This window comes from Bacillus sp. KH172YL63, from assembly GCF_011398925.1.
In the GTDB taxonomy this organism is placed as follows: Bacteria; Bacillota; Bacilli; order Bacillales; family Bacillaceae_B; genus Rossellomorea.
The window spans coordinates 94375-108038 of the sequence record NZ_AP022842.1 but is presented as its reverse complement, the minus strand read 5'-3'; the positions used below and the strand labels follow the sequence as shown (position 1 = coordinate 108038).

5 protein-coding genes, 9 tRNA genes, 4 rRNA genes and 1 pseudogene are annotated in these 13664 nt (G+C 49.6%); all 19 read right to left on the bottom strand.

Features of this window, described 5'->3' with window-relative positions:
• Positions 1-51: 51 nt before the first annotated feature.
• Positions 52-1599 (bottom strand): 16S ribosomal RNA (locus KH172YL63_RS00565).
• A gap of 157 nt (positions 1600-1756) precedes the next feature.
• Positions 1757-1832, bottom strand: a tRNA-Ala gene (locus KH172YL63_RS00560).
• 8 nt (positions 1833-1840) lie between these two features.
• Positions 1841-1917, bottom strand: a tRNA-Pro gene (locus KH172YL63_RS00555).
• 5 nt (positions 1918-1922) lie between these two features.
• Positions 1923-1999: transfer RNA gene (locus KH172YL63_RS00550), tRNA-Arg, on the bottom strand.
• 71 nt (positions 2000-2070) lie between these two features.
• A tRNA-Leu gene (locus tag KH172YL63_RS00545) sits at positions 2071-2159 on the bottom strand.
• Between the two features lie 5 nt (positions 2160-2164).
• Positions 2165-2239 (bottom strand) — tRNA-Gly (locus tag KH172YL63_RS00540).
• Between the two features lie 8 nt (positions 2240-2247).
• Positions 2248-2332, bottom strand: a tRNA-Leu gene (locus KH172YL63_RS00535).
• A gap of 33 nt (positions 2333-2365) precedes the next feature.
• Positions 2366-2441: transfer RNA gene (locus KH172YL63_RS00530), tRNA-Lys, on the bottom strand.
• A gap of 61 nt (positions 2442-2502) precedes the next feature.
• Positions 2503-2578 (bottom strand) — tRNA-Thr (locus KH172YL63_RS00525).
• 26 nt (positions 2579-2604) lie between these two features.
• Positions 2605-2680, bottom strand: a tRNA-Val gene (locus KH172YL63_RS00520).
• A 12-nt stretch (positions 2681-2692) separates the two neighbouring features.
• Positions 2693-2809: ribosomal RNA gene (gene rrf, locus KH172YL63_RS00515) — 5S ribosomal RNA — on the bottom strand.
• A 99-nt stretch (positions 2810-2908) separates the two neighbouring features.
• Positions 2909-5843: ribosomal RNA gene (locus KH172YL63_RS00510) — 23S ribosomal RNA — on the bottom strand.
• A 192-nt stretch (positions 5844-6035) separates the two neighbouring features.
• A 16S ribosomal RNA gene (locus tag KH172YL63_RS00505) occupies positions 6036-7583 on the bottom strand.
• The 16S, 23S and 5S rRNA genes sit together here with 9 tRNA genes alongside, the layout of an rRNA operon.
• 540 nt (positions 7584-8123) lie before the next feature.
• Positions 8124-9385: pseudogene (ltrA, locus tag KH172YL63_RS00500) on the bottom strand (group II intron reverse transcriptase/maturase).
• 603 nt (positions 9386-9988) lie between these two features.
• Positions 9989-11485: a lysine--tRNA ligase gene (gene lysS / locus KH172YL63_RS00495; protein ID WP_173104329.1), complete on the bottom strand. Its 1497-nt coding sequence runs from the start codon at positions 11483-11485 to the stop codon at positions 9989-9991.
• Between the two features lie 301 nt (positions 11486-11786).
• The gene (locus KH172YL63_RS00490) at positions 11787-12011 is read right to left on the bottom strand and encodes a helix-turn-helix domain-containing protein (RefSeq protein ID WP_173104328.1); all 225 of its coding nucleotides are present in this window, start codon (positions 12009-12011) and stop codon (positions 11787-11789) included.
• The gene (folK, locus tag KH172YL63_RS00485; protein WP_173104327.1) at positions 11963-12487 is read right to left on the bottom strand and encodes a 2-amino-4-hydroxy-6-hydroxymethyldihydropteridine diphosphokinase; all 525 of its coding nucleotides are present in this window, start codon (positions 12485-12487) and stop codon (positions 11963-11965) included. The genes KH172YL63_RS00490 and folK overlap by 49 nt, the downstream gene beginning before the upstream one ends.
• A gap of 1 nt (position 12488) precedes the next feature.
• Entirely contained in the window at positions 12489-12848 is a 360-nt protein-coding gene (gene folB, locus KH172YL63_RS00480; RefSeq protein ID WP_173104326.1) for a dihydroneopterin aldolase, read from the bottom strand.
• Positions 12841-13662 (bottom strand): dihydropteroate synthase, encoded by an 822-nt coding sequence (folP, locus tag KH172YL63_RS00475; protein ID WP_173104325.1) that lies wholly within the window; start codon positions 13660-13662, stop codon positions 12841-12843. Before folP ends, folB begins: the two co-directional genes overlap by 8 nt.
• Between the last annotated feature and the right edge of the window lie 2 nt (positions 13663-13664).

The window sequence follows — 13664 nt, the reverse complement described above, 5'->3', positions numbered from 1 at the left end:
CAAAACTGAACAAAACTTCGACTGTCAAACGTTTTAGTAAATCTTCCTTAGAAAGGAGGTGATCCAGCCGCACCTTCCGATACGGCTACCTTGTTACGACTTCACCCCAATCATCTGTCCCACCTTAGGCGGCTGGCTCCAAAGGTTACCTCACCGACTTCGGGTGTTACAAACTCTCGTGGTGTGACGGGCGGTGTGTACAAGGCCCGGGAACGTATTCACCGCGGCATGCTGATCCGCGATTACTAGCGATTCCAGCTTCATGCAGGCGAGTTGCAGCCTGCAATCCGAACTGAGAACGGTTTTATGGGATTGGCTAAACCTCGCGGTCTTGCAGCCCTTTGTACCGTCCATTGTAGCACGTGTAGCCCAGGTCATAAGGGGCATGATGATTTGACGTCATCCCCACCTTCCTCCGGTTTGTCACCGGCAGTCACCCTAGAGTGCCCAACTGAATGCTGGCAACTAAGATCAAGGGTTGCGCTCGTTGCGGGACTTAACCCAACATCTCACGACACGAGCTGACGACAACCATGCACCACCTGTCACTCTGTCCCCCGAAGGGGAAAGCCCTATCTCTAGGGTTGTCAGAGGATGTCAAGACCTGGTAAGGTTCTTCGCGTTGCTTCGAATTAAACCACATGCTCCACCGCTTGTGCGGGCCCCCGTCAATTCCTTTGAGTTTCAGTCTTGCGACCGTACTCCCCAGGCGGAGTGCTTAATGCGTTAGCTGCAGCACTAAGGGGCGGAAACCCCTAACACTTAGCACTCATCGTTTACGGCGTGGACTACCAGGGTATCTAATCCTGTTTGCTCCCCACGCTTTCGCGCCTCAGTGTCAGTTACAGACCAGAAAGTCGCCTTCGCCACTGGTGTTCCTCCAAATATCTACGCATTTCACCGCTACACTTGGAATTCCACTTTCCTCTTCTGCACTCAAGTTCCCCAGTTTCCAATGACCCTCCACGGTTGAGCCGTGGGCTTTCACATCAGACTTAAGGAACCACCTGCGCGCGCTTTACGCCCAATAATTCCGGACAACGCTTGCCACCTACGTATTACCGCGGCTGCTGGCACGTAGTTAGCCGTGGCTTTCTGGTTAGGTACCGTCAAGGTGCCGCCCTATTCGAACGGCACTTGTTCTTCCCTAACAACAGAGCTTTACGATCCGAAAACCTTCATCACTCACGCGGCGTTGCTCCGTCAGACTTTCGTCCATTGCGGAAGATTCCCTACTGCTGCCTCCCGTAGGAGTCTGGGCCGTGTCTCAGTCCCAGTGTGGCCGATCACCCTCTCAGGTCGGCTACGCATCGTCGCCTTGGTGAGCCGTTACCTCACCAACTAGCTAATGCGCCGCGGGTCCATCTGTAAGTGGTAGCTAAAAGCCACCTTTCAACATTCCCTCATGCGAGGGAATGAATTATCCGGTATTAGCCCCGGTTTCCCGGAGTTATCCCAATCTTACAGGCAGGTTACCCACGTGTTACTCACCCGTCCGCCGCTGATATCAGGGAGCAAGCTCCCATCAATCCGCTCGACTTGCATGTATTAGGCACGCCGCCAGCGTTCGTCCTGAGCCAGGATCAAACTCTCCGATAAAAGTTTGAATAGCTCTTTAAAAATAAATCTAGAATTAACGTTGACGTATTGTCTTGTTTTGTTCAGTTTTCAAGGTTCAATGCGCTCCTCTTGAAGCGACTTGACTATCATATCATTAACTCTTAATGTGTGTCAATGACTTTTTTAAAAAACTTTTTGGTGGAGCCTAGCGGGATCGAACCGCTGACCTCCTGCGTGCAAAGCAGGCGCTCTCCCAGCTGAGCTAAGGCCCCGTATGAAGTGGTCGGGAAGACAGGATTCGAACCTGCGACCCCTTGGTCCCAAACCAAGTGCTCTACCAAGCTGAGCTACTTCCCGAAATATGGCGCGCCCGAGAGGAGTCGAACCCCTAACCTTTTGATCCGTAGTCAAACGCTCTATCCAATTGAGCTACGGGCGCAAGATGTAATTGTTGTTTTGTTACTTTTTAAAGCACCTTATGGTAAGATATTTTGCTTGCGCAAAAATCAATGGTGCCGAGGACCGGAATCGAACCGGTACGGTAGTCACCTACCGCAGGATTTTAAGTCCTGTGCGTCTGCCAGTTCCGCCACCCCGGCTAGTATGGAGCGGAAGACGGGATTCGAACCCGCGACCCCCACCTTGGCAAGGTGGTGTTCTACCACTGAACTACTTCCGCGAAGTAAATGGTGCGGGTGAAGGGACTTGAACCCCCACGCCTCGCGGCGCCAGATCCTAAGTCTGGTGCGTCTGCCAATTCCGCCACACCCGCAAATTGTAAGTCATTGAACTTACATAAAAATAATGGTGAGCCATGAAGGATTCGAACCTTCGACCCTCTGATTAAAAGTCAGATGCTCTACCAACTGAGCTAATGGCTCTCGTTTTAAACCGAGATGTATAAGATTTTATGAAAAATGAGACAAAATAAAAAAACCAAAATGGTGCCGGCAAGAGGACTTGAACCCCCAACCTACTGATTACAAGTCAGTTGCTCTACCAGTTGAGCTACACCGGCATATTTAATTCTTTGGAAATAAAAAATGGTGGAGGATGACGGGATCGAACCGCCGACCCTCTGCTTGTAAGGCAGATGCTCTCCCAGCTGAGCTAATCCTCCGAAATATGTATCGCCTGGCGACGTCCTACTCTCACAGGGGGAGATCCCCCAACTACCATCGGCGCTGAAGAGCTTAACTTCCGTGTTCGGCATGGGAACGGGTGTGACCTCTTCGCCATAATCACCAGACGAATATTTAATTGAAGGTTTGTTCCTTCAAAACTAGATAAAGAATTGATGTCAAGAAAGCCGAATATCAGCCGATTGTTCATATAAATATGACTCTTTGTGGTTAAGTCCTCGATCGATTAGTATCAGTCAACTCCACATGTCGCCATGCTTCCATCTCTGACCTATCTACCTAGTCATCTTCTAGGGATCTTACTCACTTACGTGATGGGAAATCTCATCTCGAGGGGGCTTCATGCTTAGATGCTTTCAGCACTTATCCCTTCCGCACATAGCTACCCAGCGATGCCTTTGGCAAGACAACTGGTACACCAGCGGTGCGTCCATCCCGGTCCTCTCGTACTAAGGACAGCTCCTCTCAAATTTCCTGCGCCCACGACGGATAGGGACCGAACTGTCTCACGACGTTCTGAACCCAGCTCGCGTACCGCTTTAATGGGCGAACAGCCCAACCCTTGGGACCGACTACAGCCCCAGGATGCGATGAGCCGACATCGAGGTGCCAAACCTCCCCGTCGATGTGGACTCTTGGGGGAGATAAGCCTGTTATCCCCGGGGTAGCTTTTATCCGTTGAGCGATGGCCCTTCCATGCGGAACCACCGGATCACTAAGCCCGACTTTCGTCCCTGCTCGACTTGTAGGTCTCGCAGTCAAGCTCCCTTGTGCCTTTACACTCTGCGAATGATTTCCAACCATTCTGAGGGGAACCTTTGGGCGCCTCCGTTACTCTTTAGGAGGCGACCGCCCCAGTCAAACTGCCCACCTGACACTGTCTCCCACCCCGATAAGGGGCGCGGGTTAGAATTTCAATACAGCCAGGGTAGTATCCCACCGATGCCTCCACCGAAGCTGGCGCTCCGGTTTCCAAGGCTCCTACCTATCCTGTACAAGCTGTACCAAAATTCAATATCAGGCTACAGTAAAGCTCCACGGGGTCTTTCCGTCCTGTCGCGGGTAACCTGCATCTTCACAGGTACTATAATTTCACCGAGTCTCTCGTTGAGACAGTGCCCAGATCGTTACGCCTTTCGTGCGGGTCGGAACTTACCCGACAAGGAATTTCGCTACCTTAGGACCGTTATAGTTACGGCCGCCGTTTACTGGGGCTTCGATTCGCACCTTCGCTTGCGCTAAGCACTCCTCTTAACCTTCCAGCACCGGGCAGGCGTCAGCCCCTATACTTCGCCTTACGGCTTCGCAGAGACCTGTGTTTTTGCTAAACAGTCGCCTGGGCCTATTCACTGCGGCTCTCTCGGGCTTGCACCCTACCAGAGCACCCCTTCTCCCGAAGTTACGGGGTCATTTTGCCGAGTTCCTTAACGAGAGTTCTCTCGCTCACCTTAGGATTCTCTCCTCGCCTACCTGTGTCGGTTTGCGGTACGGGCACCTTTTCCTCGCTAGAGGCTTTTCTTGGCAGTGTGGAATCAGGAACTTCGCTACTATAATTCGCTCGCTATCACAGCTCAGCCTTCGCGATGACGGGATTTGCCTCATCATCAGCCTAACTGCTTAGACGCACATATCCAGCAGTGCGCTTACCCTATCCTCCTGCGTCCCCCCATTGCTCAAACGGAAAAGAGGTGGTACAGGAATATCAACCTGTTGTCCATCGTCTACGCCTATCGGCCTCGACTTAGGTCCCGACTAACCCTGAGCGGACGAGCCTTCCTCAGGAAACCTTAGGCATTCGGTGGATGGGATTCTCACCCATCTTTCGCTACTCATACCGGCATTCTCACTTCTAAGCACTCCACCAGTCCTTACGGTCTAGCTTCGCAGTCCTTAGAACGCTCTCCTACCACTGACACCTAAAGGTGTCAATCCACAGCTTCGGTGATACGTTTAGCCCCGGTACATTTTCGGCGCAGAGTCACTCGACCAGTGAGCTATTACGCACTCTTTAAATGGTGGCTGCTTCTAAGCCAACATCCTGGTTGTCTAAGCAACTCCACATCCTTTTCCACTTAACGTATACTTTGGGACCTTAGCTGGTGGTCTGGGCTGTTTCCCTTTCGACTACGGATCTTATCACTCGCAGTCTGACTCCCATGGATAAGTCTTTGGCATTCGGAGTTTGTCTGAATTCGGTAACCCGATGAGGGCCCCTAGTCCAAACAGTGCTCTACCTCCAAGACTCTTACACATGAGGCTAGCCCTAAAGCTATTTCGGAGAGAACCAGCTATCTCCAAGTTCGATTGGAATTTCTCCGCTACCCACACCTCATCCCCGCACTTTTCAACGTGCGTGGGTTCGGACCTCCATTCAGTGTTACCTGAACTTCATCCTGGACATGGGTAGATCACCTGGTTTCGGGTCTACGACCACATACTCAATTCGCCCTATTCAGACTCGCTTTCGCTGCGGCTCCGTCTTATCAACTTAACCTTGCATGGGATCGTAACTCGCCGGTTCATTCTACAAAAGGCACGCCATCACCCGTTAACGGGCTCTGACTACTTGTAGGCACACGGTTTCAGGTTCTATTTCACTCCCCCTTCCGGGGTGCTTTTCACCTTTCCCTCACGGTACTGGTTCACTATCGGTCACTAGGTAGTATTTAGCCTTGGGAGATGGTCCTCCCAGATTCCGACGGAATTTCACGTGTTCCGCCGTACTCAGGATCCACTCAAGAGGGAATGACGTTTCGACTACAGGGTTGTTACCTTCTTTGACGAGCCTTTCCAGACTTCTTCGTCTACTTCATTCCTTTGTAACTCCGTATAGAGTGTCCTACAACCCCAAGAGGCAAGCCTCTTGGTTTGGGCTACATCCCGTTTCGCTCGCCGCTACTCAGGGAATCGCAATTGCTTTCTCTTCCTCCAGGTACTTAGATGTTTCAGTTCCCTGGGTCTGCCTTCCATACTCTATGTATTCAAGTATGGATATTGTTCCATTACGAACAATGGGTTCCCCATTCGGAAATCTCTGGATCAAAGCTCACTTACAGCTCCCCAAAGCATATCGGTGTTAGTCCCGTCCTTCGTCGGCTCCTAGTGCCAAGGCATCCACCGTGCGCCCTTCATAACTTAACCGAATTGGTTGTTACATAAGGTTTAAAACCTAAAATGGCGATACTCGGTAATTTCTTGACTATCAATTTATCTTTATCTAGTTTTCAAAGAACAAATTTCTGTCTCAGAAGAGACAAAAGTTTTGATGATTATTAAACCATCAAAACTGAACAAAACTTCGACTGTCAAACGTTTTTGTTAAATCTTCCTTAGAAAGGAGGTGATCCAGCCGCACCTTCCGATACGGCTACCTTGTTACGACTTCACCCCAATCATCTGTCCCACCTTAGGCGGCTGGCTCCAAAGGTTACCTCACCGACTTCGGGTGTTACAAACTCTCGTGGTGTGACGGGCGGTGTGTACAAGGCCCGGGAACGTATTCACCGCGGCATGCTGATCCGCGATTACTAGCGATTCCAGCTTCATGCAGGCGAGTTGCAGCCTGCAATCCGAACTGAGAACGGTTTTATGGGATTGGCTAAACCTCGCGGTCTTGCAGCCCTTTGTACCGTCCATTGTAGCACGTGTAGCCCAGGTCATAAGGGGCATGATGATTTGACGTCATCCCCACCTTCCTCCGGTTTGTCACCGGCAGTCATCCTAGAGTGCCCAACTGAATGCTGGCAACTAAGATCAAGGGTTGCGCTCGTTGCGGGACTTAACCCAACATCTCACGACACGAGCTGACGACAACCATGCACCACCTGTCACTCTGTCCCCCGAAGGGGAAAGCCCTATCTCTAGGGTTGTCAGAGGATGTCAAGACCTGGTAAGGTTCTTCGCGTTGCTTCGAATTAAACCACATGCTCCACCGCTTGTGCGGGCCCCCGTCAATTCCTTTGAGTTTCAGTCTTGCGACCGTACTCCCCAGGCGGAGTGCTTAATGCGTTAGCTGCAGCACTAAGGGGCGGAAACCCCTAACACTTAGCACTCATCGTTTACGGCGTGGACTACCAGGGTATCTAATCCTGTTTGCTCCCCACGCTTTCGCGCCTCAGTGTCAGTTACAGACCAGAAAGTCGCCTTCGCCACTGGTGTTCCTCCAAATATCTACGCATTTCACCGCTACACTTGGAATTCCACTTTCCTCTTCTGCACTCAAGTTCCCCAGTTTCCAATGACCCTCCACGGTTGAGCCGTGGGCTTTCACATCAGACTTAAGGAACCACCTGCGCGCGCTTTACGCCCAATAATTCCGGACAACGCTTGCCACCTACGTATTACCGCGGCTGCTGGCACGTAGTTAGCCGTGGCTTTCTGGTTAGGTACCGTCAAGGCGCCGCCCTATTCGAACGGCACTTGTTCTTCCCTAACAACAGAGCTTTACGATCCGAAAACCTTCATCACTCACGCGGCGTTGCTCCGTCAGACTTTCGTCCATTGCGGAAGATTCCCTACTGCTGCCTCCCGTAGGAGTCTGGGCCGTGTCTCAGTCCCAGTGTGGCCGATCACCCTCTCAGGTCGGCTACGCATCGTCGCCTTGGTGAGCCGTTACCTCACCAACTAGCTAATGCGCCGCGGGTCCATCTGTAAGTGGTAGCTAAAAGCCACCTTTCAACATTCCCTCATGCGAGGGAATGAATTATCCGGTATTAGCCCCGGTTTCCCGGAGTTATCCCGATCTTACAGGCAGGTTACCCACGTGTTACTCACCCGTCCGCCGCTGATATCAGGGAGCAAGCTCCCATCAATCCGCTCGACTTGCATGTATTAGGCACGCCGCCAGCGTTCGTCCTGAGCCAGGATCAAACTCTCCGATAAAAGTTTGAATAGCTCTTTAAAATAAATCTAGAATTAACGTTGACGTATTGTCTTGTTTTGTTCAGTTTTCAAGGTTCAATGTGTAAGTGCTTCTCTTGAAGCGACCCTTACAATGTTACATTATCAACTCGTTAAAGTCAATAACTTTTTTTAAAAGTTTTTTCGTTTGTGTGACGCGTTTCGCGGCAACAGATATTACTATACCACCATACCAAAGGGGGCGCAAGGGTTATTTTAAACTTTTTTTAATTTAATTGAAATATCTTTCCCATTGTCCCTCTATCACCTGCACTCTATGGAGACCGTCATATGATCCCCTTCCATTCGCCGGCATGATCCTTATGTAAAGTAATGGAAGAGCCCGGTTTCTTCAGGTCCGCTTACAACCTTATAAATACATAACCTTTTTGTTTTACAATTGAACAATCATTCCCTGAGATCCATGCTTCCCCCACTCCCGGATATAATCGAGTAGGAGGGGATGATTAATCCCCGACCTCTCACACCACCGTACGTACCAATCGGTATACGGCGGTTCAATCAAGATGATTGACGAAGACTTTCATACCTATCGATAAGACTTAGGAGCCCTTGGCGATTCCAAAAGGAATTGCCAAGGGTTCTGTGTAGTATTGGACTTTGTGCGATCCTCCAATATCCCTTCCGGGTATTTCCCCATTCATACGCCTTCCATTTTGGAACGCCGAGCGCAATGAGGTTACGGACTTTAGTTTTCGGCAGTTTCCACTGCTTCCACAGACACATTCGCAATCTTCTTCTGATCCATGCATCCAGGTATTTTAGGAAGCTGTGTGTATCAGCCAGCTGAAAATAGCCGATCCATCCCATTAAATATTGGTTCAGCTTTCTGATTCGAACCTCCATCGACCATCCTGAAGATCTGGAAGTTAGAGAGCGGATTTTCTGTTTTAACCGTTTTATACTTTTGGAGGCCACTCTGACTTTTGGTTTGCGATTTGATGTAAAACTAAAGCCAAGGAACGTTCTTCTCCAAGGTCGGTCCACCGCAGATTTCTTTCGGTTTACCTTCAGTTTAAGTTTCTTCTCAAGAAACGTTGTCACTGAAGTCATCACCCGGTTACCGGCTTTTGGCGAACGGACAAAGATATTACAATCATCTGCGTACCGTATAAAGCGTAGCCCCGTTTCTCTAATTCCTGGTCCAGTTCATTCAAAATGATGTTAGAAAGCAATGGACTGAGAGGTCCGCCCTGTGGCGTACCTTCCTCACTTTTCACCTTTACACCTTCTATCATAATTCCTGCATTGAGGTAAGAACGAATCAGTTTCAGAAGTGCTTTGTCCTTTACTTTCTTCGCCAGAAGACCCATGAGCTTATCATGATTCACTCTGTCAAAGAATTTCTCTAAATCTATATCGATAACCCAGCGATATCCTTCCCGGATATACATCTTCGCTTTTCTAACGGCGTCATGGGCACTCCGATTTGGTCGGAACCCATAACTATGATCAGAGAAGGTCGGCTCGTATATCCCGGAGAGTATCTGGGCAATTGATTGTTGAATCATACGGTCTGTCACCGTTGGGATGCCTAACAACCGGACGCCGCCGTCTGGTTTCGGGATTTCGATTCGACGTACCGGGCCCGGCTTGTAGGTTCCCCCAAGGAGATTCTTGCGAATCGACTGCCATTCGCGCATGATATGCGATCGCAGGTTTTGTACGGGCATATCATCCACGCCATGGCTTCCCTTATTACGTTCTACACGTTTCAGTGCTTCAAGCATATTCGGTTTAGACAGAATCATATTCATCAACATCACTGATATTCCTTTCCTTCGTGTGTCACGTTTCCTCTTTCGATGGCCCTGCCTCACACTTCCACCAGCCCTCACGGAATTCACCGTTACCTCTAAATGGACAGCTCTTTTCAGATTGTCTGTGAGTCTCTCAGTTACCATGAGCCAGGTCGTGACACTCTCTTGATTGTTCAGTCCTTCCCGGCTTCCTCGAGAAAAGCCGGTACTATGACCTCGGCTGACTTCTGGCGGTTCAGCGGAGAATCGCTTCTCCGGTTACCAAGTGTTCAAGGCGTATCCGCCAGATCTCCCCGGGTAAGAGTGTAATCTTTCCCTCCATCTATCCGCCTCATTTACTTTCTGCACCTTCGACAGTTCGGACTTCATCTTGTATTGCAGACTCATCCAGTGCAACAAGCCTTATATGAGATTCGTGTTCCTCGGACCGGAGGTTTGCCGCCCGCTTCCTTCAGATTCCAGGTCACCCCGGACACCCTTGCGTTAAGCTAACCGCTACAACTGTCTTCACGGCTCGGGACTCTCACCCTATAGATCACACCCATGCCGGGCGCACAATAAAACAGCAGCGGTTCGTCAGACGCTGCTGTTTCTTCATATATATGATTAGTCACGATGACGCATCAACGGGAATAGTAAAACGTCACGGATGGACGGAGAGTTCGTTAACAGCATGACAAGTCTGTCGATTCCGATTCCAAGTCCACCTGTTGGCGGCATACCGTACTCAAGCGCCTCGATGAAGTCATTGTCCATCATGTGGGCTTCGTCGTTTCCTTGCTCACGTTCTTTCAGCTGTGCTTCAAAGCGTTCTCTTTGATCGATTGGATCATTAAGCTCAGTGAAGGCGTTCGCGTGCTCACGACCTACGATGAACAGCTCGAAGCGGTCGGTGAAGCGCGGGTCTTCATCGTTCTTCTTCGCAAGTGGTGAGATTTCCAACGGGTGTCCGTAGATGAATGTTGGCTGGATCAGCTTATCTTCTACTCTTTGTTCGAAGAATTCATTCACCACGTGGCCGTATTGCATTGTGTCCTTGATTTCGATGCCGTGTTCTTTAGCAAGGGCACGGGCTTCTTCGTCGGTCATTTCTTTCCAGAAGTCGACGCCTGTGTGCTCTTTTACCGCATCTACCATGTGAAGACGTGTCCACTCCGGCTCAAGGTTAATTTCATTGTCGCCATATTGAACGGTTGTTGAACCGAATACCTCTTTGGCGATATGAGCGACCATGTTTTCAGTAAGGGACATGATGTCACGATAGTCTGCATACGCTTCGTAAAGTTCGATCATGGTGAACTCAGGGTTATGTCGTGTAGACACACCTTCGTTACGGAATACGCGACCGATTTCGTAGACTTTCTCAAGTCCACCGACGATCAGGCGCTTTAAATGAAGCTCAATCGCGATACGCATGAATAACGGCATATCCAGCGCGTTATGATGTGTATTGAACGGGCGTGCAGATGCACCACCTGCGATTGCGTGCAGCATTGGCGTTTCGACTTCCAGGTAGCCGTTGTTGTCCAGGTATCTTCTCATAGACTGGATGATACGGCTGCGGGCGATGAACGTTTCCTTGCTTTCCTGGCTTGTGATCAGATCCAGGTAGCGTTGACGGTAGCGCTGCTCGATGTCTTTTAATCCATGGAATTTCTCCGGAAGTGGACGAAGGGATTTTGTCAGCAGGTGGAATTCCTTCGCTTTAACGGAAAGTTCCCCTACTTTGGTTTTGAATACTGTTCCTGTAATCCCGACGATGTCTCCAAGGTCCGCTGTGTTGAACAGTTCGTACGCTTCATCACCGATCGCGTCTTTACGGACATAGATTTGAACTTGTCCTGCTAAGTCCTGAAGGTGGGCAAATCCCGCCTTCCCTTTTCCACGCTTTGTCATGATACGACCTGCGATGGTAACACTGATATCTTTCTCCTCCAGCTCTTCTTTAGAGAAAGCATCAAATTGTGATTTAATCTCTGCCGAACTGTGTGTGCGCTCATAACGTTTACCGAACGGGTCCTGTCCATTTTCACGGATGGATTCCATTTTTTCGCGTCTGACTCGAAGCTGGTCATTGATTTCTTCGTGACTCATGTGTTTCACTCCTATTCTATCTGCTTGCTTTACTAGACTAATACGATTATATACCATACTATTTTACACAATATCGACCTTTGTAACACCCCTAATGTATCAGGAATTTCCTGAACGGGGTGAAAAAAGCAGCTGAATATTGAAAAAATCTAAAAAAGGCCCGATCCAATCTGTGAGTGCGTCACATATTGGTTCTAGCCTTTTCTAGAATAACATATTACTGAAAGAAATCCAGCATGATTAAACGATGCGTGCAGTCACGCCGCCTGATGTGTCCGTCCACTTGCTTCTTCATCGGGCGTGCCTGCATTTATTCTCCCCGTTCTTCCTCATCCGAAGGCATAAGTTCCTGCAAAGGGATGTTGAGTACTTTAGCAACATTTTCTAAAAACTCTTCTTTCGGGATACGGCTTCCCCTTTCCACTTCTCCGAGGACCGAGACGGAGATGGAAAGTTCCTTGGCCAGCCCTTCCTGTGTATACCCTTTTAGCTTTCTGAATGCACGAATGCGTCTTCCCCATTTATCTGTTTCCATAACCGAACTCCTTCTTTGTCAGGTATTTCGTCCAGAAATTCAACGAACGGGGCATTAAGAGACGGGTGCTCAATATGTGGAGCAACCTCTAATAACGGAATGAGTACGAATGCTCTTTCTTGCATCCTTGGGTGGGGAATGAGAAGGTCGTCGGTTTCAATGCATGTCTGATCATAAAGTAGAATGTCAAGGTCGATGATGCGGGGCCCCCACTTGAACTCCCTTTCCCTTCCAAGGTCATATTCCACCTGCAAGCACTGATGTAATAGAGTTTCTGGACTGAGACTGGTACGAATTTCAATGACCATATTCAAAAACTTATCTTGTTCTGTAAATCCTACAGGATCTGTTTCATACAGCGATGACCGTTTTGTTACTTCTATCTTACCATGACTACCGAGAATATTTAGGGCTTTTTGTAAATAACCTGCCCGGTCCCCCATATTGGAACCGAGTGAAAGATAGGCAATGCTCATTTTATCGACTCCTCGTGATCTCCACCGCCACTGATCGGTAGTGACCAGGGATAGGGGGATCAGGTTTGATCAATGTGATTGTACAGCTTTGTACGACTTGAAATGTGTCTAATATGGCTGAAGCGATATCTTCGGCGACTGCCTCGACCAAATTCTTCGGCTCCCCTTCGACGACCGCTTTCGTGATCGTGTAGATTTCCGCATAGTTTACCGAGTCTTCAAGCTGATCACTCTGTCCGGACTTCTTTAAATCCAGATGAAGCGCTACACTTACCCGGAACCGCTGCCCAAGCTTATTTTCTTCTTGAAAAACACCGTGGTAGCCGTAAAATTCCATTTCGTTCAATAGGATCTTATCCATGCCTCTTCTCCTTCCCTACGAGTACATCCATCATTTTGGCCATCCGGGCCATTTCTTTCACATCATGCACGCGGACAATGTGACATCCTTGTTGTATGCCGTAGCAGACCGTTGCACCTGTCCCTTCCATCCGCTCCTCCACCGGAAGATCGAGGACCTGTCCGATCATGGACTTCCTTGACGTTCCGAGGAGCACCGGGTAGCCGAGTGACACGATGGCATCAAGATTTCTCATCATTTCCAGGTTCAATGGGACGGTTTTGGCAAACCCGATGCCCGGGTCCAGGATGATCTGTTCATCGGATACACCCGCTTCCTTTACGAGGAAAATGCTTTCCTGCAGATCCTGGATCGCATCGCGGACGAAGTTCTTGTAATCCTTGTCTTCCCGGTTATGCATCAGGATGATCGGCGCTCCCGTGTCTGCCGCGACCGCCGCCATTTCCGGATCCTTTTTCGCACCCCATACATCATTGATGATGCTCGCGCCCGCTGCTAACGCTCTTCTGGCAGTCTCAGCCTTATATGTGTCGATGGAAATCGGGACGTTCACTTCCCTGGAGATCGCTTCGATGATGGGTACGACCCGTGAGATCTCTTCTTCCACCGGAATCACCTGATGACCGGGACGGGTCGATTCCCCTCCGATATCGATGATGTCTGCACCCATTTCCACCATCTCTTTCGCCCGGTCCACGGCTCGTTCCAATTCATTGTACGACCCGCCGTCTGAAAACGAATCGGGCGTGATGTTCAAGATCCCCATGATAAGGGTCTTCTTTTCAAAGTCCAGTTCATATGTTCCGCATTTCATTT